Here is a 23,590-nt window from a genome sequence, read left to right as displayed (position 1 = left end):
GCCTACTGCTGGCGCAATTTATGATTAAAACCACTTAATTGCGATAGCTCGCCACGAAACACGTCATAATCCACTTCTGTGGATTCCAATTTGTAGGTGTCTGAGCGTTGCCAAATAAACAACCCTTGATGTTGCCATACTTCAGGCACTACTGGCTTTTTAGCCTTAGTATAATCCGCTAACCACAAAGGATAGCGACCAAATTCGGAATTATTCAGCCACATTTGAGCGAATTTAGTGTTACTGTAAATCATCGGCAATCGACCGGTATTACTTTCGACGTAATCCAGAAAACTCAATAAATCCTCATGAAGCTGAGAAACCGACTTATCGTGAGAAACGCTGTATTGTTCTACATCTACAATAGGCGTGATGTCTGAGTCAGTCCATTGGCCTACCGTATTAATAAAATGCATTGCTTGTGCTTGTGGCGATTCTCCCGCGATGTAGAAATGGTAAGCGCCGCGAATTCGTCCGTGCGCCTTGATTGCCGACCAATTTTCAGCAAATTTGGCGTCCACGCCTTTTGCGCCATTGGTTGCTTTCGCAATAATAAAGTGAAGTCCAGTGTGTTTAGGTAAGTCAACGATTAAGTCGCCTTGGTAGTGGGATACGTCTATTCCGTAATATATTGGCGCCTGTGCGTCACTGAGGTTTGTTGTCGGCTGATGAAAGTGCCCTATGCTGAACCACAGCCCCACTAACGCGCAAGTCAGCAAAGCCAAGTAGATAATAAATCGACGTGTAGAACCTATTCTCATGAGGATTTCCTTCCCATCCAAGAATTACCCTTAAACCTATTCAGATATTCGGTGCAATTCCGCGTTATTATTGTTGTTTTTCAGTGTTACTTTGTCTTTGCCAATAGCTCGCTAATATTGAACCACTGACATTGTGCCAAATCGAGAAAATCGTCCCCGCAATCGCGGCCGTGGGCGTGAAAAACTTCATCGCCAACGCAACTGCGAGTTCCAGAGTTTTGCATCCCCACTTCCAGTGCAATTGTCTTACAAATTTTTGGCTCAAACCCGAGTGCCTTTCCTGCAAGATACCCCAATAGTAGACCACTTCCGTTGTGAACGATAACAGCCGCCAGCATGATTATGCCGACACTGTGCAGTTTGTTTGCATTAAGCGCCACAATAATCGCGATGATAAACACAATGGACGCCATAGAGAAAATCGGAAGCACATCTGCAATCTTCGCCATTGTGGCTTTAAAAAAGTGGTTGAGCACTATTCCAAATGCGACGGGAAGCAACACAATTTTAAACAAACTGAGGATCATGCTCGACGTTGGAATATCAACGATTTGACCAACCAACAATTCAATCAGCAGCGGCGTTAAGGCAACACCAAGCAATGTACTAATTGCCGTCATTGTAATCGACAATGCAACGTCACCCTTAGCCAAATAACACAGCACATTACTTGCCGTACCACCTGCAACAGCCCCCACGAGTACCATGCCTATGAGTAAAGCATCGTCGAGTTGAAACACGTTGGAGACGAAAAACGCAACCGCTGGCATGATCGTAAATTGGAGCACAACACCGGCTAATACTGCCTTTTTGCTGTCTTTTATGCGCAAAAAATCGCTAGGGGTAAGTGTGAGACCCATAGTAAGCATAATCACCGTTAGAAGCGGCACGATAAGTGTTTTTAAGCCAGTGAAAAGTTCCGGCTTAAAAAAGGCAATCGCAGAAAAAGCGAGCGCCCAGATAGGGAACAATTGCAATACTCGGTTCATACATGACTCTTATTTTTGTGGATGCCCATATGGTATAAGTGCTTGAGCTATCAAAGCAATTCTTTTGTCACAAGCAAGGCTTAGTTTGATGTATTCAATAACACCAAAAATAGCTCGTTAAGCACGGGTAAAATGGACAAGGCCAACAAGCTTGCCATGACATAGTTGAATCGTCGTTGATTACGCGTTGTATGTAAAAAACGACTTAAAAAAGAACCAAACCAAAGCCATATTCCCACACTTGGAAAAGCCACGAACAAATACACAAGCCCAATAATTAGGTAGCCTAACCCTGCTTCGTTCCCAGAATCCGTAAAGGTAGCGATCGCCCCTGTTGCAACAACCCATGCTTTAGCGTTGACCCATTGGAACAATGCCCCATTGGTAAAGGTGAGTGGTTTGCCCTGCGCTTTAATCTCTAACGTGCTATTTGACGTTCCAATTAACCACGCTAAGTACAACAGATACAGGACGCCTGCTACTTTGAGCCATACATGAAACTCTGGAAAACGCTCAAACACTTGGGAAAACCCAAGGCCAACTAAGACCACCATGAAAGCAAAACCAACGCAGATACCACAGAGCAGAGGCACACTTCGCCACATACCAAAATTGACACCTGAAGACATAACTAGAATGTTGTTGAAGTTCGGAGTGACTGAAGAGGCGAAAGCAAAGAGTGTTATTGCCAGTAAGTAGTCCATGTTGGGATTCCATTCAGTGCGCTAGACGACATTGTAACTACACCTTACCATCACACTCGTTTTCGACTCTTTATTCAAGAAAAAATCAACTCAGAATAGTTAACTTGTAGAGAGTGTTAGTCTAAGCGTGAATAAACACCCAACAACGGAAATTTACTTTCACCAAATCCTATCGTTAAGGACATTATTTCACGACCATTTAGAATTTGCTTAAAATCAAGCGGTGCTCGTCGCTCCCCATTTGCAAACAAACCTAGAAGGTGTTTTTGCGTCAGTGTTCGCCGACCCGTTGACGTATTTTCCACCGTTACAACGGCCCAACGTTCACCTTCTTCATTGCTCATAAGCACGAGACTTAAGACATCAAAGTCACTGATGTCCGCTTGAATATTATTCGGATTAGGAAACGCAAGTTCGACATTTTTAGGGACCACTTGGTCTACAGACAACGCTTCTTCGCTTGCTTTCAACATTGTTGAAAAACACAGTAAACACAATAAATACCCTATCCGCATCTTTAATCTCCAATTCATTATGTAAGGCAATCAAAAGGCCAAATCTCTTATTGAGCTTGCGGTATAGTCGGTTTTACCTGAAGTTTCACTGAATCCACAAGATTTGCTCGCCAAACTCGTTTATTTTTACCATCGATACTTTTATCCGCTGTTTTCAACACGATTTGCGTTTTTAAAATAGTGTATTGATTTTCTTATATTTACCGCTAACCTACGATCAATGCTTCACGATAAAAGGATCTTCAATGGACTCGCAGCAAGGTAACGATGCGTTTTACAAAGTCAGAAAAGCCTCTGTGCGCCAAATCCATTGCTGACTTCAAAGAGCTGAATCCGAGTGGACTTTATCAAATTACCCGTGCCTATCAACGATGCCGACTCATGCGCTTCGTACAAAAAATGGAAGTGAGTGAACTTGATAATCAACGTGATGAACTGCTCATAAATGCGTTGAAACTTAGCTATCATCAATGGCTTGATACTTTATTTCGCTCAGACCGCATCAATGACGTCGAATCGCACCTGCGTTCACTCACGGACACACTGAATGATGCGAACGTTGCCGCACAAATCAATTTGGCTCTATGTGCGCTGGAAAATAGAACTCAGCACTAAACAATTCATTTTGTAGAAAGTAAATATGAAAAAAACGCAAATACAGAAGATTTTAGTCGTATGCATGGGCAACATATGTCGCTCGCCCACTATGGAAGCCGTGTTAAAGTACAAAGCAGAGCGCGCTGGCTTAGAGCTTCATGTCGACTCAGCAGGCACTATCTCTTATCATCAAGGTAACCCTCCTGATAGCCGCAGTAAATCGCATGGCGAATTACGTGGGTATTCGTTTAGTGGCATGCAAGCGCGACAAGTAACGCTGTCAGATTTCTCTCATTTTGACCTAATTTTATGTGCTGACAAAAGTAATTTGGCTGACTTGAAAAGTCGTTGCCCTGAAATCGAATGGCACAAAGTAGGCCTTTTTTTGCAGTTCGGTGATATGGGATACAGCGAAGTACCCGATCCCTATTACGGCGGTGAGAAAGGGTTCGAGTTGGTGCTCGACTTGGTTGAAAATGCAGCAGAGGGTTTAATCAATCAACTAAAATTAAAAGAAAGGACCTAGACGCCAACGCATCAAATTAACAAATCTTTACGATGAAAAATACTTGTTGGTAAACTTGCTTCGATTTAAGGTAAAACGCGCCTCTAATTGAATTGGAGGCGTTAATGCAAGCATCTGAGCTATCTATTGAACCGTTTGAACAAATTGCAGAAGATTTGTATACCAAAGGTATTAGCATCTCAACCAACGCTATTCCCCTCAAAGTATTGCGTGCATTGGAAGCAAGATTGAATGAGCTTGACCATGACAGCTTTGATGTTGCTGGTATTGGACGCCAAACGGACCATGCAACCAACGCCACGATCCGCCGCGACAAAATTCATTGGCTGGACAACAACAATGAGCTTGAGCTGAGCTATCTCGAACACATGGGCCAACTCCAGCAATTTGTTAATCGTCGACTCTTTATGGGCTTATTTAGTTACGAAAGCCACTTCGCCACGTACCAGCAGGGTGACTTTTATAAGAAACACCTTGATGCGTTCAAAGGTAAAACAAATCGTGTTCTCACCACGGTTTTATATTTGAACAACAATTGGCAACCTGAATTTGGCGGCGAGCTTGTAGTCTATTCGCCAGATAACCACGATGAAGAATTGTTACGTGTAACACCTGCCTTCGGCACGTTTGTCACGTTTTTAAGCGATGAATTTCCACACGAGGTTTTACCCGCGCAGCACACTCGATTTTCCATTGCAGGGTGGTTTAGAGTAAATGCCAGTCTTAACGGTGACATTGACCCGCCTCGATAACGTTGTTAAGAATGTGCCATTGGGCAGTTTGCCAAAAACTGAGCATCGTTTGCGTCCTTCAAAAGCATGAAGTCTAAACGAACGGAGGTTAATACGGGCTTTTTAGCGACGTTATCTTGAGTTGGATCCCAGCGCCACTTACTCACAGCGATGACCGCGGCGTCATCAAAGACGCCTTTCGGATACGAAGAACGAATTGAGTAACCTTCCATTTTTCCTTCTGGGTTGATGCCAAATACTACATCGACACAACCCGATTTACCATTTGCTGCAGCCGATACAGGATACACTGGCGGTATGTTTTTCTTAAGCGTCCAATACTGCTCAAGTTGGTTTTGCTGTTCTTGTTTTGACAAATCGATGTAATCAAGCGCCACTTTTTTGGAATTTATCGTGTTACATGCCGTCATTGTCAATAAGATTGGCGCTATTAACAGTGTTGTTTTCATTGCTTTTTCCTTAAGCTAATCGCTTTATGGCCAAGCCCTCTTTCCGTAAAAGGGCTGTTTTTATTGCGGCATATGAATAACAGATTTCCTGTAACCATTTCAACTTATTTTAATACCCTGATATTAGATAGTGAAAGGGTAACGTTTTACTACTGCTACATTCCTCGAATGTAAGACCACATCACACTGACATATATAAACCAGTTGAACGACGAGTAAACACTCTATATAACAGTGGATCGTATGTTCTCAATTGTATTCGAGAACTCAGCAAACGAGGTTCGATGCCCTTCCCCTTACACATTAATACCAATAAACGGCGTATCATTGTTTCTGAATAATGAAGAACTGATATCCAAATTCCCCTAAGTAGTTCTTGTAGAGATCAATTTCTTTTTGAATATCCCGCGCTGCTTGAGAATCATTTAATTCACTTTTGAGCGCATGGAGCTTGGCCTCTAGCGGAACATAATATTGTTTCCAAGCATTTTCAGACAACGTAAAAGATTCTATTATTTGATAGCCCGCTTTCTCTATTAATGAAATTCGAGTTGCAACATTTTGCATATCCGGATATTCACCGTTCCAAAACATTTGGGCGGCATCGCTCCTTTGCTCAGATAACCAGACTAGGTCACTAAACACTATACATCCGTTTTCGTTCAAGACACGTTTCCATTGTTGCAACGCATTTTGAACTCCCATAACGTAAATAGATGCTTCAGCCCAAATAAGGTCGAAACGCCCATCGGCAAACTCTAGGTCAGTCATACTCATGCAATGTGTCGATATCCTCGCGTCAAGACTGAGCAACGCTATTTTCGCTGACAATCGGTCTAACGCTGACTGTTCATTATCGATAGCTACGATATGGGCGTCAGAGAATTTAGCTAATCTCAAGGTAGAGTTGCCGTTTCCACAACCGATCTCCAAGATTCGTTGAGGTTTTAAACCTAGGCTATTGAAAGCCTTTCTCGTGTCATCTTCACTACCAGGTCCCCAATTTTCTACTGTTTCAAATAGGCTGAAAAAGTCGTGCATATATTTTTCATGTTCATTCATGTCTTTTGATAACCATCTAATTCTCAGGGCTTGTTTTTCATCATACCCTTGGACTTTTAACCAGTTTAGATGCGCATCGGGTGCAATTTGGGCAAGCGTTGTATGCCACGATTTGCTATCAGATTTACCCAGTAATCCCGCCAGTAAATCAAGCGACCGTTGCTTTTGCTCTATGTCATTTTTTAGGGCTGTATACCGCGTGTTTAGCACCTCTTTATCGAGCTTACTCTTTAAACATGCTTTACATTCAGCCAAGGTCAACCCGCCATTTTGCAACTGTTGTATTAGTCTAACTGTCTGAACATCTTCATCATTGTAAACTCGATAGCCATTTGCGCGACGCTTTGCGACTATCAGTTCTAATTTCTCGTAATACAACAACGCTGTTCTCGACAGCCCGACTAACTCAGCGAGTTCGGAAATACGATACACATCAAACCTCGTACATTGTTAATGCGATAGCTACTCTAAACTATAAAGTAATAGACAGGTCAATCACCTCTTTGCAAGGTTTTCATTTATCTGTGCAGAATAAGTGGCAGACAAAAGTTAGATTTTTACGTGTACACGAACAATCTGTGTTCTGTGTATTGATGCGGTTTACACAAAAGACATATATACATAATAAGTTAACTATCAACCCATACCACTTACTTCAATTGTTCACGATTTCAAAATGCCCCGTCAGCGCTCGTAAAACTCGCTCTATACCAGTAACATTTTTATAGCCACCACAAGCAGCAATACCGCGAAGATTTTTTTAATCGTGGAAACAGGCAAATAATGTGTGGCTTTCGCACCGAGCGGTGCTGTAAACCAAGATGTGCACACAATCCCAATGAGTGCAGGAAGGTAAACAAAACCCGCAAAGCCATCTTGCAACGCTAAGAGATCACTGCCTGAGGTGATGTAACCTATAGAACCAAATAGGGCGATCACGATACCGCAGGCAGAAGCACATCCAATTGCTTTTTTCATATCAAGTGAAAAGAAGGTGAGTAATGGCACGAGTACAGCTCCTCCACCGATACCTATCATTGCGGATAGTCCACCAGTAAGTGACGTGAGCAATGTGAGTATGCTTTTGTCTGGTAAATTACGCGGTTTCTGATCTTGGTTTTTGCCGGCGAACATCATTTTCAATGCTATCAGTGTCACACTGACCGCAAACACCATGCGAACCGCTTTCTCGGGCAACCATGCGGCCATAAAACCACTTAACAGCGCCCCTAAAGCCACGCCAACCATGATCCATAGGGCAATATCCCAAGGGACATTACCATTTTTGTGATGAGCAAGCGCAGAGGAGGTTGAGGTGAACAGAATCGATGCAAGTGATGTCGCAATCGCTGTAATAACAATGTGTTCGATTGGCAGTACATTGAAATGCAGAAGAATACTACTAAGGATAGGCACAATCACAAGCCCACCTCCAATCCCTAACAAACCCGCGAGAAACCCCACCCCACTACCAAGCAATGCACAGTAAAAAATTAATAGCATCAATTCACTCATTCCATGTACCACATCTATTTAATCATTAGAGTTGTAAAAAACGCTCCATTAAACTCAGCGCAACCAGATACATCCAGCTAACGGATATTGGGTGAAAGGAGTTAAAGCGGTTTAAATTGTACCAACAAAAACTCCCCAAAAAGATGGGCTTTAAGAGGATAATGCTTGAATAATCCTCATGATTTAGTTGAATCAATTGATGTGAAGATTAAAAGATATCTAGATTTCTAAACCGCAAAATACATTCTCCCGCATTGTACCTTATAGAATTCCAAAGCGCGGTTTCGTCCCCCATCCAGAACATGAATCTCACTCAAGTTCGAGGTGAATTAATACCGTTTTTCTTCATGTACCGAAACACGTATAAATCACTCCATCAAGCTTTTGGACGGCTAGACACCTACGCGAATTAAGCAGCAATGTCCAAATTCCTAAGACTAAGCCATTGACCCCTAATAGGGATTAGAGATTCTTTTTGGAATACTGAATACGGGAATGACCATGAGTACTGAGTTTAACTTCAACATCAAAAATATTCGTCTCGACGAAAATTATCATCCTTCAGACAATACACGCATCACAACCAATTTCGCCAATCTAGCGAGAGGTGCTAGTCGTCAACAGAATCTGCGCAACGCCTTAAAAATGATCGATAATCGTTTTAATGCCCTTGCTCATTGGGATAACCCTAATGGCACACGTTATTCTGTTGAGTTGGAAATTGTTTCAGTGGATCTTGATATTGTGGGCAGTGGGACCAGTTTTCCCTCTATCGAAATCCTGAAGACAAACATTGTCGACCATTTGACGAACGAACGAATTGAGGGAATTGTCGGTAACAATTTCTCCTCATATGTTCGGGATTATGACTTCAGTGTCCTTTTGTTAGATCACAACAAGCAGCAGCCAACATTTAGTGTTCCTGCAAATTTTGGTGACCTTCATGGCAAGCTGTTCAAGTATTTCGTGAATTCAAATGCATACAAACAACACTTTAAAAAGCCACCCGTGATCTGTTTGAGCGTGTCCGACAACAAGACGTATCACCGTACCGAAAATCAACATCCTGTACTTGGCTATGAATATTTACCGAATGAATCATCATTAACCGAACAATATTTCAAAAAGATGGGCCTTCAAGTTAGGTACTTTATGCCACCAAATAGCGTCGCTCCGTTTGCTTTCTATTTCTTTGGCGACTTACTTAATGACTACACCAATCTTGAGACTCATCAGCACAATTAGCACGATGGAGACCTTTCAAAAAATCTATCGACCGGAAATTTATAACGCCAACGCAACGGCTGGTAAGCGCTATCAACCTAACTTGAAAAATGCAGACCACTCATTAACACAAATTGTCTATGACCGAGAAGAGCGCAGCAAGTTAGCCATTGCACAAGGTAAGTTTGCAGAAGAACATTTCATCAAGCCGTATCGTGCGATTCTTGAAAACTGGTCAGCCAATTACGCATAATTTTATGGGGAAGAAAATTCATGAAACCACTTTTACCCACCTCAACCGCAGGTAGCCTACCGAAACCCGCTTGGTTGGCAGAGCCAGAAACACTTTGGTCGCCATGGAAACTAGAAGGTAACGAACTCGTTTCAGGTAAACAAGATGCACTGCGCATTTCACTTCAAGAGCAGCAACAAGCGGGTGTTGATATTGTTAGTGATGGTGAACAAACTCGGCAGCATTTCGTCACCACATTCATAGAGCACTTAAGTGGTGTGGATTTTGAAAATCGCAAAACTGTGACGATCCGTAATCGTTACGAAGCCAGCGTACCCACTGTCGTAGGCCCTGTTTCTAGGCAAAAGCCGGTGTTTGTAGAAGACGCAAAGTTTTTGCGCCAGCAAACAAATAAACCCATAAAATGGGCATTGCCTGGCCCAATGACGATGATTGATACGTTGTATGATGCCCACTATCAAAGCCGCGAAAAATTGGCTTGGGAATTTGCCAAAATACTTAATCAAGAAGCAAAAGAGTTGGAAGCCGCAGGGGTCGATATCATTCAATTTGACGAACCCGCCTTTAATGTATTTTTTGATGACGTGAACGATTGGGGAATCGCCTGTTTAGAACGGGCTATCGAAGGACTACAATGTGAGACTGCTGTACACATTTGTTATGGCTATGGTATCAAAGCGAACACTGACTGGAAAAAAACGCTTGGTACTGAATGGAGACAGTACGAAGCCGTTTTTCCCAAATTGCAAAAATCGAACATCGACATTATTTCTTTAGAGTGCCACAACTCACATGTACCTGTTGAACTGCTTGAGCTGATCCGGGGTAAAAAAGTCATGGTTGGAGCGATTGACGTTGCAAACAACCACATTGAAACACCCGAAGAAGTGGCGCAAACACTTAGACACGCACTGCAATATGTCGATGCAGACAAACTCTATCCATGCACTAACTGTGGCATGGCACCGCTACCTCGTGACGTAGCCAGAGGGAAACTTCATGCGCTTCAAGCTGGTACGGAAATTGTGCGCAAAGAGTTAGCAAAAAATGATTGTTAAATTGAACGAATAAAAAGGAGGTTTTATAAACCTCTTTTTTGGCGAATCATCTGTACCAAAATTGTATAAAACCAAGTTTGAGCTACGCTTTTCTTATGGCCTATGGCAAACGCTTGTTCGCCGGGTACTTCGTTTTTCAACTCCGTAAGATAGTGTTTTTTGCATTAGGAATGCGCTGATGAAGTGGACAGCAATCGCCTGCTGTATGTTACTTTTACCCTTTTTGTCTTCTGCTGAGGGCGAAGACGTTTATGTTGGCGGCCACAGTATTTGGCCTCCTTATTTTATCTCAACGCAATCCGGCCTGAGTGTTGAAATTGTCAAAGCGGCGTTTAATGCGTCCAACAAAGGCTTTGAATTTCATCCATCTCCTTTTTCGCGTGCCATGAGAGAGCTTGCCAAAGGCGATTTGGATTTAATTACAGCTCTTTGGAAAACCCCCGCACGTGAAGCAGTCTATGAATTTAGTGAACCCTATATTTCTAACCAATTATTTTTTGTCTCTTCCGCTTCCGTACCGATTGATTATCAAGGCTTAGAAAGCCTATCTGGACATCACATTTGTACTATCTTGGGCTTTGGTTATCAAAGTTTGCTCGACCCAATCAAAGACCTAAAACAGATGACGTTGCTTGAGCTACGTACTTGTTTACTGCAATTGCACAAAGAACGTGTCGAAGGTGTCATCGCGGATAAACATGCTGCACTGTATGAATTCAAACAAGATCCCGCATTTAGTTCGTTTTCCTTTCGCGAACCTATCATCGCCGATTGGCCCGTTCATATTGCGGTGCTGAAAAGCAATCCCAGAGCGAGCCAAATTATTGAGTCCTTCAATCAAGGACTGAGACTTATCCAACAAAATGGAACTTATGATCAAATCGTTAATCGCTACATGGAGACACGTTAGATTTCTCACTTAAATACCGTTTTAAATCTGCGGTAAACGTTGTGATTTTGCCATGCGAGTGACTTCGATGTGGATACACAACATGCACAGGCATGTGAATTTCTTCGAAGGGTAATGTAACCAACTGCCCGTTTTCAATGTACGGTCTGAGGGCAAAGTCAGGACAAAAACAAACTCCCAAGCCTAACGCTGCAAATTGCGTCGCGGCACTTGCACTGTTCACGCGAAGCGTCTCGTTAATGTTAAACTTAACGCCATTTAGCTGCCATTTACCATCTAACTTTCCATTGCTGTCACCGATGCACGGCAATTGACTGAGAACATCAATTGAGTGGATTGGTCCATATTGTTCAAGGAAAGCTGGCGATGCGCTGACTTGAAGTTTAATTTCGCCGACGTGTTTTGCGATTAACGTTGAGTCAGAAAGTCGGCCAACTCGGACGCAGAGATCAAATCCTTCCAACACCAGATCGACAACCCTGTCTTGGAATACACAATCAATGTGTAATTGTGGATAGGTGATTTTCATTTGGGAAAGAAATGGCACAAGGCATTGCTCACCATAGGTTGTCGGCACGCTAATACGGAGCCGCCCGGCCATCCCTTTGGAGTCGACAAGTAAATTGTGTTCCAGCTGTATAATGCCTTCTAGTAAACGCTTCGCTTCTTCGTAATATACACGGCCATCCTCAGTAAAGCGGATATGACGCGTAGAGCGGTTTAACAAACGCACTTGAAGCTGTTCTTCCAGTGTTTTGACGTGCGTACTAACCAATGCTTTCGAGCGCCCCAAGCGACTGGCCGCCTTAGTAAAAGAGCCCTCTTCAACCAATGCAATAAAGCAGCTCATTAAATTCAACTTATCCATAATTGTTCATTATTTTTGAACACCATTTCAGATAATTTGCCCATTGTTCAATTCAATTGCAAATCGTATCTTTATTTCAGACCGATTTAGTGACGACCCACTGCAAGTTGAATGGCATCAAAACGTCTTCTTGCAGACACGATTCGCTAACTAAATCTTCGTGTTTCAGCAAACGCCTGTAGTTCGATAAAAAGCACAGGCTACATTTTGAGGTATAAGATGAATAAATTTAACCAACCAGCTCTAGCAACCACCATTTTGCGATTGTCACTTGGCGTAATGTTTCTCGCTCATGGTTTTCTAAAACTACTCGTTTTTACACCAGCAGGCACAGCAGGATTTTTTGGGTCTCTGGGATTGCCCGAGTTTCTAGGCCCGTTAACGATGTCGCTCGAATTGGCGGGTGGTCTATTGTTGGTCATTGGATTTCAAGTCAGGCTCGTATCGGTATTACTTATTCCTATCTTAATCGGCTCAATTGTTTTTGTGCATGGAGCGAATGGCTGGGGGTTCGGCAATGCTGGTGGTGGTTATGAATATCCGTTATTTTTAATTATGGCCAGTGTCGTTCAAGCATTGCTTGGCAATGGCGCCTATGCAATCGAATCTCGATTTAAATCTGTCCAAGTAACGGCTTAAGCGTAGGAGTAACATGCAATGAAAGCGTCTATTGCGCCACTTATCTATGTCAGTCACGGTGCACCGACCTTTGCGCTAGACAACACATCGATCGCAGCAAGTAACTTAAAAGAGCAAGGCAAAGCGCTTCGCAACGTAAAAGCGATCATTGCCATGTCTCCCCACTTTGCAACATCAAGTTTAACGGTCAACACAACACAGCAGCATCGCATTGTTCATGATTTCTATGGCTTTGCAAAACCGTTGTATGAGTTGACTTATGAAGCGGCAGGTCACCCAACTTTTGCCGAAGAGATAGCACGAAAGATATCCGCATCAAGCTTGCCGGTCACCACCACAAGTCAAGCTGACATGGATCATGGCATTTGGATTCCAATGCGTTACCTTTTACCAACGTCTGACGTTCCTATTATTCAAATTTCCTATCCAGCAAATTGGACGCTTGAACAATTGGAAATACTTGGACAATGTCTGGCGTGCTTACGGTTGGAGGGTTACGCTGTGTTGATGTCGGGCGGAATTAGCCATAATTTCGCCGATCTCAAAACATCGACAGAGCCTGCGGCTTACGTTATCCGTTTGCGGGAAACCTTGTTTGATTATGTAAAGAACAAAGACACAGAGGGGTTTAAGCAATACGTGCGCAATAACCCAGACGTGAAACGTGCTCATCCTAGTTTCGAACATTTCGCGCCTTTTTACGTTGCCTATTTTGCAGCCCGACCGGAAGACCTTGTTGAGATTTTCGAAGCGCCAATAGAATTACATGCGTTAGCGATGGACTCCATTACTTGGAAATTCGCTGAATAACGACATGTTCTTTGCTCAACAAGGATGTTGAACACGATAAGTAATGTTGCTCGCTCTTTGCCTACACTTTCTTACAAAACTTGGACACTCCCTCACAATTTTTTCTCACTACATCAACTAAATTACCCGCTGTAAAGGATGTTTTTTAACCACCACAATTTCGACAATTTGCAAAATGGAGTTTTTATGAAATTGCCACTCACCATTGCTACCTGTGTCCTACTATTAACGGCTTGCTCGGAAGAAGACATTGAAACAGCTAATTTCGGCTCGAGTTTTTTCAAAAATCAATACAATCTCGTTAACGCGACTGACGTTGAAATTGCTTTTCATATGGCGAACACGGAACTTGATGGCGACGAAAGAAACGTACGCGAGGATAAATACCGCGTTAAAGTGCTGAACGCCGGTGACGCTTCAACTCAAATTACGCATGAACACAATGCAAATCGTCAGATCAGTTTCTTTGTGGAGTCCGTCAACAAACTTGGGATGCTCGTGCAAGAGAAAATCAAAGTGAAAAACGACACGGACTATCACTTTATCGCGATGCAAGGGAACAATAACTCACTCAATTTAAAGGTGCTGAAGAAAGAACGTAGTGACCACGACAACGTGTTTACAGTACGGTTATTAGCCGCGCGCCAATGTCCGTTTCCGTTAATGGTCAAGCAGTAACCTTAAAAACAGGGGAAGTCTCAAATTGGTATCAAGTTGATGAATGTGTAGGGGATATCCGTATTCAAGAGGTTGCTGTCGACATCTGTAATGCGTCGTTTGGGCGCAGCTATTTATTGGTCGTAAATAATGACGGTCTAAAAAGTCTCGTACTCGAATACTAATTCTCAAGCACCAAACCACGTTATGCTTCATGACGGTTTGGTGCTTTACTTTCTTTTTAGGCGCTTGGTTTAAGGGCCGTACAATTCAATCAACGACTACACGTATTATTTACGCTCGTAAAGTGCTTCGATTGACGCTTTTTCAATGGTATTCGCGTTAACCATATAACCAACTAGCGCGCCTGATGCGGTTGCAGGCAATTCTAAGTTTCCAGACAGAGCATGCACCGTAAAGGTATAGTGGTGTACACCATGCCCCGGAGGTGGACAAGCTCCACCGAATGCTGCTGTACCGTAGTCACTTTCAATTTGCATGGCACCTTTTGGTAACTTCGCACCATTAATATTTCCTGCATCTCTTGGTAGCGACAGGGTCGTTGCAGGAATGTTAATCACTTGCCAATGCCACCAGCCACTACCTGTTGGCGCATCGCGGTCATGCACTAACACGGCGAATGATTTTGTGCCTTCTGGCGCATTGTGCCACTCAAGTGCTGGTGATTGATTGTCCCCCGTACAGCCAAACCCCTGAAATTCATGAGTCTTACTCATCATTTTGCCATCTTGAATGTCTGGGCTTGTGAGACTAAATTGATCCGCAAACGCAGAGCCTGCGCTCAGTAAGCAAACACCGAAACCCAGTGTATAAATCACATTTTTCATATTAACGACCTTTTCCTAAACCAAATTAAAATCTACAAATTCAAGATACTGGTTCACCCAAGCGTCACTTCAATGTTGTACATGACGATAATGAGTTAAACCGATTAATCTCTGATGGCAACACAATAAACCAATCAAAGGTTCGTTATTTGCCATTTACCATCAAACTTTCGCCTTTTCCCGTCAACTCGTTTTTGCGAACCTCTGACGGCGACATGCCAAACTGTTCTTTAAAGCGTTCACTGAATCTCGATTGGGATTGATAGCCACATTCCAATGCAATATGTAAAATTGGCTTACTGGTACTTTGCAGAAGATGTAGGCCCAGTCCCAAGCGAACATCGTCTTTCAATTGTTGCAAACTGGTCTGTTCGTCTTTGAGTCGTCTGCGCAAGGTTGACTCACTCATACCAAAGTGTTGAGCAATTTCGTGAGCAGAAATGGGTTCTTCTATTGTCACTTGCAAAAAGCGCTGCACTTGATCACTCAATCCTTGCTCACGCCAAAGTGATTGTACTTCAGTCCATCCTTGCACTTGGATAAATTTCGCCAGTTCTTGACGACGGTTTTCCCAAAGTTCAGGCGGCGAGATATTAGCCCATTCCACAAACTGACCTAGAAGTAGCGTAAACGTTTCATCAAATGGTTTGACTATAAAATCCGTTTGTCCATTGGTGAAATAGGAGGTTGGTTTATCCGACGGGTAAAACTCAATGATTAATGCAAAATATGGACGTTCATCTGGCATGTTACGAACCACAATGGATTGGCGATTAGCAAGCAAAATACATTCGCCTTCACGTAAAACCACTTCCACGCCATTTTGTAATTCAATCTCTTTTCGACCACTTAATACAAACATCAACACAGGGTTGATAAGACGCAGATTTCGTAATTTTTGCTCTGTATTTGCCGTGTATAACGCAAAAGGCAAAGGCTTTGATGACGCCGTTACCTTTTGAAGGCGAACTAATAAATCCTTTAACGCGTAATGCTGGTTGACCGCCATGATTTTTCCCACTCAGTAGTTTAACTTACTGTCTCCATCGCTATTTGGATTAAGCTAGTTGATTGGAAGCGACACTCGAACACCCAATCCTCCCCCCTCACGATTAAACAAGGCAATCTGACCATGATGTGCTTCTACGATTTCTCTACAAAGCGCAAGCCCCAAGCCACTGCCTGACGCTTTTGTAGAATAGAATGGCACAAGAGCATTAGCCATCACCTGTTCACTCATTCCTTTCCCACGGTCAAGCACCTCAATTATAATGTTTTCATGCTGGCGATAAGCTCGAGCACAGACATCCTGTTCAGCTGAACCTGATTCATGCGCATTTTTAAGCAAGTTGATCATCAACTGTTCTAGTTGAATTTGATCGGCTTGTATTTTTAAGGATGTATTACCTTCAAAAGTGCATCGCCACTGTTCACTTATCGCCCCCATAAAGTGCCCCCATTCAATGGCAGCTAAATTTGGGATCGGCAACTTTGCAAACTTGCCATAACCTTGAACAAATTCCGTTAAATGCGCGATGCGCTCATCAATTGTCGCAAATACACGGGTTAGTCTAGGTTCATCAACGTGCCGCGTTAATAATTTTCCACTGTGCAACATCGACGATATTGGGCCAAGTGAATTGTTCACTTCATGGCTTATAATACGTATCACCTTTTTCCATACCATGACTTCTTGGCGGCTTAGTTCGCGAGTCATTTGCTTCAAAATATATAATCGATGAGGTTGATTATTAAGAAGGAATTCACCTATCGCCAAATGCCAAGTTTGCGTTTCTTGATTGTCGAGAGTGACACTGAACAACCCTTCTCGCTCTTCACCTAGAGCCAACTTAAGCCCCATCGATGCGCTTTGCTTGAGCGTTTCAAAAGATAGGCCTTCGAGTTTTTCGGTGTGACTAAACAGATCGCGAGCGGCGTAATTACTGAAGACTACTTGGTGATTTGAATTCACCAGCAACAGGGCTTGGGGGGAACTTTGCAGAACTTTATCGAGCATTAACTCGCGTTGATACAGCCATTGCTTTTCCGCTCTTAACTGCAACGCCGTTTGATTGTAAAGTTGGCACAATTTACCGAATTCATCGTTTTGAGAATAGGCCAACGTCGTTGCAAACTCACCATCTTTGAGGTTCAGCAAGCCGAGGCTCCATCGCATCCAAACCCTCGCGAAGTCCGGCTGAGAGTTGGCGCGTCAAAATCGAGTCTCAATACAATCATGCACAGGAGAAATACTCCTTTAGTCAAGGCATCGAGTTCACTGAACCACAACACCGGCAACGAAGTGAGTAATACAACACTGCCTGTGATCATATGCAACTTTTGCATCAAGGTTACGCGCATCAATAGTCTATCTCGAATTTTTGCAAACGGCGGTAAAGCGCTTGACGAGTTAGACCAAAATGACGCGCAACTTTCGCAATAACACCTTGGTATTTACGCATTGCAGCTTCAAGCTCCGCTTTGTTAGGCTCTTTTTGCTCCGTCTTGGTACTTTGTGTCGACGCCATTGCTGCAACATTCAACTGTAAGCCGAAATCAGTCGCTTCAATCATCCCATGAGGTTTGAGTACGGCTACGCGTTTACAGGCATTTTCGAGTTCTCTGACGTTTCCAGGCCAAGTGTGATTTTTAAGGTGCTGTTCGGCTTCTAAAGAGAAATCACGATTCGGTAAAAAGTGTTTTACTAACGGCAAAATATCGTCAGGTCGCTCTGATAGCGGCGGCAGGTTTAACTCAATCACATTTAAACGATAATATAAATCTTCTCGGAAGTGTCCTTCACGAATGTCGTTAAGCAAGTTTGCATTGGTTGCTGAAATAACCCTCACCTGCGTGTGATGAGTCACCACAGACCCTAATCGTTCGTATTCACCTGTTTGCAAAACCCTTAATAGCTTCGCTTGCCCAGACAACGGCAAATTGCCCATTTCATCTAGAAACAACGTTCCACCGTTTGCGGCTTCAAAGCGACCAATCCGCGTTTTGGTTGCCCCTGTAAAGGCACCTGCTTCTGCACCAAATAACTCGGCTTCGATCAAATCGCTTGGGAGTGCACCGACATTCACCTTAATAAACGGTGCATCAGCTAACTTAGAATTTGCTTGAATAAGCTCAGCTATTTTTTCTTTTCCTGAACCATTAGGTCCGGTGATAAGCACCGATATATCTGATGCCGCAACTTGCAGCGCCATATCAACAACACGCTGCATTTGCGCACTTTCATAAACCAATCCGACCGCGTTCGCGTTATCTTTACTTGGCTGCATGACCGATTGCTGCCGTGCGATTTTATCGGAATCTTGCTTTGCTTTACTTAATTCAATGAGATTATGAATTGTGGTGACGAGTTTTTGGTCATCCCAAGGTTTCGCAATGTAGTCTGATGCCCCTGCTTTAACTAACTCAATCGCTGTCTCAAGCTCGGTCCAAGCGGTGATCAAAATGATGGGCAAATGTGGATTAAGCCCTCTAAGTTGATAAAAGAGCGATTTACCCTCTTCGCCAGACGTTGTGTCTCCTGTGAAATTCATGTCCTGAATGACTAACGAAATCGATTGGTAATTAACGATTTGCGAGGCATCAAAGGGATTATTGGCCGTGACAACCTGAAAACCATGTATTTCGAGTAACAACGACAGCGCGTCTAAAATCGCAGGGTTATCATCAACTATTAAGATTTTTTCCATGTTCAGCATTTTATTATTATCGCCCTCTCACGATGGATAAGGAGCTTGTGCTACGCTGTTTTCCAGTGTAGCACGTTGTTTTCAAAAAATATCCTTTCGTTGTACCGTCATTAAATACTGCGTGTTGCAATACTCGGTGAAATGTCAGCTGCGCGCTTTGCGGGCGCAAGTACCGACAACAAGCTCATGGCTAACACTGATAACGCGGTAAATACGATAAAGCTAAGAGGCAGTGCGGGGAGCGAGAACACCTTCATAAGTTGCTGTCCCAACAAATAGGCCGCGACACTGCCTATGACCAAACCACTCACGCTGATCAGGGCATTTTCTACCAAAAAGTAACGAATAATGGCTGATTTACGAGCGCCTAATGCGCGACGTGTGCCAATTTGTTTTGTTCGTTTGCTGATATTAAACAGCGTTAAACCAAAGACTCCCAGTGCCGTGACAAGCACAAGTACGACAATCAAGACAACCAACATTCGAAGCATTAACGTATCTTTAGCGTTGTACTTTGATTTGAGTAAATCAAATCCTTCTATTTCGCGTACCACACGTTTGTCATATAACGCCTGCATTTTGTCTTCAATTTGAGCCATCACTTGAGCACGCTGACCCGGAGCAGTGCGTACTACAAAGTCTTGAATGGTGTCCGTCTTAACGAGCGGAATAATTAAGACGTTGAAAGGTTTAGAATCACGTAACCACGCACCTGCCATACGCTCAACAATACCAATAATCTGGACTGGTTTATCCTCCATATAAATGGTCTTTCCAAGGCCATTGCCTTCAGGAAACATTTCGTCGGTAAATGCTTTTGACGCAATGACAACTGATGGCGCTGTTTGTTTCCCGTCGCTGCCATGCACGACAATCTCATCATCGCTGAAATTACGTCCCTCACTGAGCTTAACACCCAATGTGTTTAACGCATGTTCGTCACCAAACATGTAACTCGCGCGCACTCGTTTTCCTTCTTCTGGTTCAGGTTTCTCACCAAATCCAGAGGCGCTGCCTGAACCTGACAACGGAATGGTTTGCATCAAACTGGCATCAATCACGCCTGGGATTTGACGAAGCATCGCCTCATCAAGCTCAATCTGCTGGTCGATATTGACATCACGTCCAAAAGTCATCACGTTAAACGTGAACAGCGCTTGCTCATGATATCCCGTGTCCTGCTTTAAGTAGGTCAATCTATCGCTAATAATGAATGCGGCGTTACTGACGATTGCGGTGGTAATCGCAATTTGAATAAGCAATAAAATGGCACCCACTTTTGAGCGAAGCATAGCGTTAATAATTGGTTTAATTTCTAACATGTTTCACTCCTTATTGGCTTTTCAGATAAATAGCGGGTGTGGTGCGGCACACTATCCACGCGGGGTACAATCCCGCAATAATGCACGACACAATCGCAATAACTGGGGATGCAAACAACATTGTGGCATCCATCGTCGCCAAATTTGTGTACACACTGTGGGTCGCGCGCACGCCCCAAAGTCCTAATTGTGAAATCACGATACCTAACGTGCCGCCAAGAAAGCCAAGGAGAGACACTTCCACTACATGTTGATAAAACACTTGTCGCTTACTTGCCCCCAGCGCTCTTCGAACGCCCACTTCTGGTGCACGACGTAAAAATTTAGCCAGTAGCAGTCCCAGAATGTTCGCAAGACATACCGCTAGGAACATGAAGCTCAGTGCCACAAGTACTTTGTTATCCTTACTGACTACGCTGAAGAATTCCATCCAATCTTCCACGTTATTGAGCTTATAAACCAGTTCATCACGGTTGAAGCGACCCAATTTCTGTTGCTCTTGCATATACGCCATGAGGTATTCACCATAACGTTGTTTGGCTTGTTCGTCTGGCAACTCTGCCCAAAACTGCACCCAAAAACGCTCTGAGTTTAATTTATCCTGAAACGTATTTGATGGCTCAAATTTCCAACCATTGGTGTTACCCCAGTTGTCTAATTCCCGCGCCGCAACCAAGGAAAATGGCATGTAGATATGCTCTGGCTTTTGAAATGCGCCATTATTCAAATCGTAGAACTTGATATGAATATCCCACGTTTTGATTATCCCAACGATTTGATACTGTCCATCATCCAAGTTAATTGATTTACCCACATTGTTTCCGCCACCGAACAACTTATTATTCAAATAATCATCGATAACAATCACAGGGGACGCATTGAGATCATCATTTTCAGACCAAGTCGCACCATTGATAAACTCTAGGTTAAAAATCTCGAAAAACTGACGATTCACAAGACGTGCCGCACTTGAAAAGGGCTTTACTGTCGACGCATCTAAATGAACCGAAAACCCCGTTTTCACGCTGGCTGTTTTGCGCTCTGGAATCGGTGCATTCATTAGGTTTACAGCATCCTGATAGGTCATTTGCCTTGGCATGCCATCTTTGGTCCAAAGCTTAACACCTTCATCAACGGTTTGAAGTTGCGGGTGAAAAAGCTGGTTGCTCTTTTCTGGTATAGGATCCATTGACATCATGTGATAGACCGACAAGCTGGTCATCGTGACGCCTACGCCGATTGCTATCGCAAGTACCATTAAAAATGACACCACCGGAGTGCGCTTAAAGCTGCGCCAGCTTAAATCTAGGTAATGCGTAAACATGTTATACACCCTCTAGCACTGGCGCAGGTTGGGAAGGATGACCTTGATAAAGCGTGAAATCAGCCAGCTGCCCATCGACCACTTGAATATTACGTGGTGCGCGGCGCGCCAATTCTGGGTCATGGGTCACCATAATGATGGTCGCTCCATCACGATTAATTTGTTCGAGTAACTCCATAACTTGTCTTGCCATTAAACTATCCAAGTTTCCTGTTGGTTCATCAGCGAGTAAAAAGCGAGGTTCACCAGCAAGCGCACGTGCAATTGCAACGCGCTGCTGCTGGCCCCCAGAGAGTTGTTGTGGCAAATGCTTCGCTCGGCTGGCAAGGCCCACTTGCTCTAAACATTGCTCAATGCGACGTTTACGCTCCGCAGCCTTGATACCACGATAACGCAGTGGGACTTCAACGTTCTCATATAAATTTAAATCGGGGATTAAGTTAAAACCCTGGAAAATAAACCCAATTTTTTGGTTTCGTAAATCTGCACGTTGGTTGTCCGACAGGCTGCCGACATCAATACCATCGAGTAAATATTGACCCGTTGAAAATGGCTCTAGCATGCCCGCAATGTTTAAAAATGTTGTTTTACCTGAACCTGATGGCCCAGTAACCGCGATGAATTCACCTTCTTTTACACTTAAGTTAAAATCGCGAAGCGCGTGCGTTTGCACCATGTCAGTTTGGTAAATCTTGCCTACATTTTTCATTTCTAACATTTTGTCATTCCTGTATTTTCCTTGGCTTTATTCACGTCTTATCTGGCCAAGTTTTATTAAAATTATTGTGCTTTAAGCGGTGCGCTTTGTCTGCGCTTCACTCTGCAGCGCTTTGTTAATTCAAAAGAATTGAAGGTGATTGATTAAACGTTTCGTAGTTAGAAATGATGATTTCATCACCTACCTCTAAACCTGACAGCACTTCAACTTCTCGAAGACTGTAAGCACCTAACTCGATATCAATTTTGGTGGCGATGTTGCCATTCAGTTTGTACGCGACAAAGCCACCTGACTGAGTGAACCCACCACGTCTCACTTTGAGTACATTTTGCTTGTTTTCTAGCAAGATACGCGCTGAAAGCTGTTGATTCTGGCGGATGCCTGTCAACTCGGTTTGGCCGAATCGAACACGCGTTGTCACTTCACGATTGCTGACTTCTGGTGAAATAGCTGAGAGCTTACCAGTGACCATTTGATTGCCAATTTTGAGCTCAACGTCCATACCGAGTCCGAGTCTCATTAGCGAAACTTTCAGACACTTGCACTTCTGCTTCATACGCGCTTAAGTCAACTAATGTCATCAGGGCTTGGTTTTTATTCACCAATTCTTTTGGCTGTACGTTTAAGTTACCGACAATGCCAGAAACCGAAGCCGTAATGTTTAAGTTCTTAACTTTTCGCTCCAACTCTTCCACTACAAACTGTTGTCGCTCGAGCGTGCTTTTTGCCGCTTGCAAGTCAAAAGCGAGCGTATCTTTCGCCAGCGCGACTTCTTCTTTCGCATGTTTGAAACTTAACTTCGCTTTAGCGAGTTCATCAACGGCTTTCTCTAAGTCAATTTGGCTTATCAAATGTTCTTTAATCGACAATTGCGCCCTACGGTTCTCTCTGTCCGCAGCATTGAGCTTCAACTTGAGCCATATCGAGTACTTTATTGAGGTTCAATGTTTCTCTGCGCGCATCGAGTTCCTTACGTGCTAATTCGCCTTGCAGTCGAGCAAATTCAGATTTCTGCTGCTGCAATTCATTATTTAGTTCAGGGCTGTCTACTATCGCAACCACTTGGCCAACAACGACACTGTCACCCGCACTCACTTGCAGATCCACAAAACCTTGCTCTGGACTGTAAACACGAGGGGCGTTAGCCGCGACGACTTTGCCTGTCGCAACAACATCACGGGTTAAGTCACCTCGCTCGACTTTCGCAAACTGCAATTGCGCCTTTTCAATGGATTGTTCGGCCGTTTCGCCGTTCATAATGGCATTTGCAGAAAGCGCGATGGCAAACGTGGCCGCGATGGCAATCACAATATTACGCGGCGTTTTTTTACTCTTTGTAACGACGACGTCTTGTCCACTGGTATCTTTAATCATGGTTAGTC

22 protein-coding genes and 4 pseudogenes are annotated in these 23,590 nt (G+C 43.5%); 10 read left to right on the top strand and 16 right to left on the bottom strand.

The window, feature by feature from the left end; all coding sequences use genetic code 11:
- Nucleotides 1-2: 2 nt before the first annotated feature.
- From J5O05_RS18875 to J5O05_RS18860, 4 genes and pseudogenes are all read right to left on the bottom strand, one after another.
- Nucleotides 3-761, bottom strand: coding sequence for a GH25 family lysozyme (locus J5O05_RS18875; RefSeq protein WP_208845162.1), 759 nt, complete (start codon nt 759-761; stop codon nt 3-5).
- 36 nt (nt 762-797) lie between these two features.
- Nucleotides 798-1,750, bottom strand: a pseudogene (locus J5O05_RS18870) (bile acid:sodium symporter family protein).
- An 80-nt stretch (nt 1,751-1,830) separates the two neighbouring features.
- Nucleotides 1,831-2,454 carry a LysE family translocator gene (locus tag J5O05_RS18865; RefSeq protein ID WP_208845161.1) on the bottom strand — a complete coding sequence of 208 codons (624 nt, stop codon included), beginning with the start codon at nt 2,452-2,454 and terminating at the stop codon, nt 1,831-1,833.
- A 116-nt stretch (nt 2,455-2,570) separates the two neighbouring features.
- A complete protein-coding gene (locus J5O05_RS18860; RefSeq protein WP_208845160.1) occupies nt 2,571-2,969 on the bottom strand; it encodes a hypothetical protein in 399 nt (132 codons plus the stop codon).
- Between the two features lie 267 nt (nt 2,970-3,236).
- On the opposite strand from J5O05_RS18860, the gene J5O05_RS18855 reads away from it, so the two are divergent.
- The 3 genes from J5O05_RS18855 to J5O05_RS18845 all read left to right on the top strand — a co-directional run bounded on the left by J5O05_RS18855 (nt 3,237) and on the right by J5O05_RS18845 (nt 4,844).
- Complete coding sequence (locus J5O05_RS18855) at nt 3,237-3,584, top strand: hypothetical protein (RefSeq protein WP_208845159.1); 348 nt, start codon at nt 3,237-3,239, stop codon at nt 3,582-3,584.
- Nucleotides 3,585-3,624: 40 nt separating this feature from the next.
- Nucleotides 3,625-4,092: a low molecular weight protein-tyrosine-phosphatase gene (locus J5O05_RS18850; protein WP_208845371.1), complete on the top strand. Its 468-nt coding sequence runs from the start codon at nt 3,625-3,627 to the stop codon at nt 4,090-4,092.
- A gap of 104 nt (nt 4,093-4,196) precedes the next feature.
- A complete protein-coding gene (locus tag J5O05_RS18845) occupies nt 4,197-4,844 on the top strand; it encodes a 2OG-Fe(II) oxygenase (protein ID WP_208845158.1) in 648 nt (215 codons plus the stop codon).
- A gap of 5 nt (nt 4,845-4,849) precedes the next feature.
- Here the strand turns inward: J5O05_RS18845 and J5O05_RS18840 are convergent, their stop codons facing one another.
- The 3 genes from J5O05_RS18840 to J5O05_RS18830 all read right to left on the bottom strand — a co-directional run bounded on the left by J5O05_RS18840 (nt 4,850) and on the right by J5O05_RS18830 (nt 7,870).
- A complete protein-coding gene (locus J5O05_RS18840) occupies nt 4,850-5,293 on the bottom strand; it encodes an energy transducer TonB (protein WP_208845157.1) in 444 nt (147 codons plus the stop codon).
- 324 nt (nt 5,294-5,617) lie between these two features.
- On the bottom strand, nt 5,618-6,787 hold the full coding sequence (locus J5O05_RS18835) for a MerR family transcriptional regulator (protein ID WP_208845156.1): 1,170 nt from the start codon (nt 6,785-6,787) through the stop codon (nt 5,618-5,620).
- A 273-nt stretch (nt 6,788-7,060) separates the two neighbouring features.
- Nucleotides 7,061-7,870, bottom strand: coding sequence for a sulfite exporter TauE/SafE family protein (locus J5O05_RS18830; RefSeq protein WP_208845155.1), 810 nt, complete (start codon nt 7,868-7,870; stop codon nt 7,061-7,063).
- A 501-nt stretch (nt 7,871-8,371) separates the two neighbouring features.
- On the opposite strand from J5O05_RS18830, the pseudogene J5O05_RS18825 reads away from it, so the two are divergent.
- From J5O05_RS18825 to J5O05_RS18815, 3 genes and pseudogenes are all read left to right on the top strand, one after another.
- Nucleotides 8,372-9,347 (top strand): annotated as a pseudogene (locus J5O05_RS18825) (DUF1852 domain-containing protein).
- A gap of 20 nt (nt 9,348-9,367) precedes the next feature.
- Nucleotides 9,368-10,405: a methionine synthase gene (locus J5O05_RS18820; RefSeq protein WP_208845154.1), complete on the top strand. Its 1,038-nt coding sequence runs from the start codon at nt 9,368-9,370 to the stop codon at nt 10,403-10,405.
- A 178-nt stretch (nt 10,406-10,583) separates the two neighbouring features.
- Entirely contained in the window at nt 10,584-11,315 is a 732-nt protein-coding gene (locus tag J5O05_RS18815; RefSeq protein ID WP_208845153.1) for a substrate-binding periplasmic protein, read from the top strand.
- Here J5O05_RS18815 and J5O05_RS18810 read toward each other — a convergent pair.
- The gene (locus J5O05_RS18810) at nt 11,290-12,183 is read right to left on the bottom strand and encodes a LysR family transcriptional regulator (protein WP_208845152.1); all 894 of its coding nucleotides are present in this window, start codon (nt 12,181-12,183) and stop codon (nt 11,290-11,292) included. The genes J5O05_RS18815 and J5O05_RS18810 overlap by 26 nt on opposite strands.
- 219 nt (nt 12,184-12,402) lie before the next feature.
- Here J5O05_RS18810 and J5O05_RS18805 point away from each other — a divergent pair, with 219 nt between their 5' ends.
- The 4 genes from J5O05_RS18805 to J5O05_RS22115 all read left to right on the top strand — a co-directional run bounded on the left by J5O05_RS18805 (nt 12,403) and on the right by J5O05_RS22115 (nt 14,474).
- Nucleotides 12,403-12,822: a DoxX family protein gene (locus J5O05_RS18805; protein WP_208845151.1), complete on the top strand. Its 420-nt coding sequence runs from the start codon at nt 12,403-12,405 to the stop codon at nt 12,820-12,822.
- Between the two features lie 18 nt (nt 12,823-12,840).
- Entirely contained in the window at nt 12,841-13,632 is a 792-nt protein-coding gene (locus J5O05_RS18800; protein WP_208845150.1) for a dioxygenase family protein, read from the top strand.
- Nucleotides 13,633-13,818: 186 nt separating this feature from the next.
- Entirely contained in the window at nt 13,819-14,310 is a 492-nt protein-coding gene (locus tag J5O05_RS18795) for a hypothetical protein (RefSeq protein ID WP_244370167.1), read from the top strand.
- Nucleotides 14,280-14,474, top strand: coding sequence for a hypothetical protein (locus J5O05_RS22115; protein WP_244370166.1), 195 nt, complete (start codon nt 14,280-14,282; stop codon nt 14,472-14,474). The genes J5O05_RS18795 and J5O05_RS22115 overlap by 31 nt, the downstream gene beginning before the upstream one ends.
- Before the next feature lie 105 nt (nt 14,475-14,579).
- On the opposite strand, the gene J5O05_RS18790 is transcribed toward J5O05_RS22115, so the two are convergent.
- From J5O05_RS18790 to J5O05_RS18755, 8 genes and pseudogenes are all read right to left on the bottom strand, one after another.
- Entirely contained in the window at nt 14,580-15,137 is a 558-nt protein-coding gene (locus tag J5O05_RS18790; protein WP_208845149.1) for a YbhB/YbcL family Raf kinase inhibitor-like protein, read from the bottom strand.
- Nucleotides 15,138-15,282: 145 nt separating this feature from the next.
- Nucleotides 15,283-16,146, bottom strand: coding sequence for an AraC family transcriptional regulator (locus J5O05_RS18785; protein ID WP_208845148.1), 864 nt, complete (start codon nt 16,144-16,146; stop codon nt 15,283-15,285).
- A 54-nt stretch (nt 16,147-16,200) separates the two neighbouring features.
- Nucleotides 16,201-17,498, bottom strand: a pseudogene (locus J5O05_RS18780) (sensor histidine kinase).
- The gene (locus J5O05_RS18775; protein ID WP_208845147.1) at nt 17,498-18,844 is read right to left on the bottom strand and encodes a sigma-54-dependent transcriptional regulator; all 1,347 of its coding nucleotides are present in this window, start codon (nt 18,842-18,844) and stop codon (nt 17,498-17,500) included. The pseudogene J5O05_RS18780 and the gene J5O05_RS18775 overlap by 1 nt, the downstream one beginning before the upstream one ends.
- 110 nt (nt 18,845-18,954) lie before the next feature.
- Entirely contained in the window at nt 18,955-20,166 is a 1,212-nt protein-coding gene (locus J5O05_RS18770; protein WP_208845146.1) for an ABC transporter permease, read from the bottom strand.
- Between the two features lie 10 nt (nt 20,167-20,176).
- Nucleotides 20,177-21,490: an ABC transporter permease gene (locus J5O05_RS18765; RefSeq protein ID WP_208845145.1), complete on the bottom strand. Its 1,314-nt coding sequence runs from the start codon at nt 21,488-21,490 to the stop codon at nt 20,177-20,179.
- A 1-nt stretch (nt 21,491) separates the two neighbouring features.
- Complete coding sequence (locus tag J5O05_RS18760; RefSeq protein WP_208845144.1) at nt 21,492-22,208, bottom strand: ABC transporter ATP-binding protein; 717 nt, start codon at nt 22,206-22,208, stop codon at nt 21,492-21,494.
- Nucleotides 22,209-22,323: 115 nt separating this feature from the next.
- Nucleotides 22,324-23,582, bottom strand: a pseudogene (locus J5O05_RS18755) (efflux RND transporter periplasmic adaptor subunit).
- Nucleotides 23,583-23,590: the final 8 nt, after the last annotated feature.

The organism is Pseudoalteromonas xiamenensis (assembly GCF_017638925.1).
GTDB classification, from domain to species: domain Bacteria; phylum Pseudomonadota; class Gammaproteobacteria; order Enterobacterales; family Alteromonadaceae; genus Pseudoalteromonas; species Pseudoalteromonas xiamenensis.
Note: the sequence above shows the minus strand (reverse complement) of the source record. Positions and strands in the feature narration are given on the sequence as shown.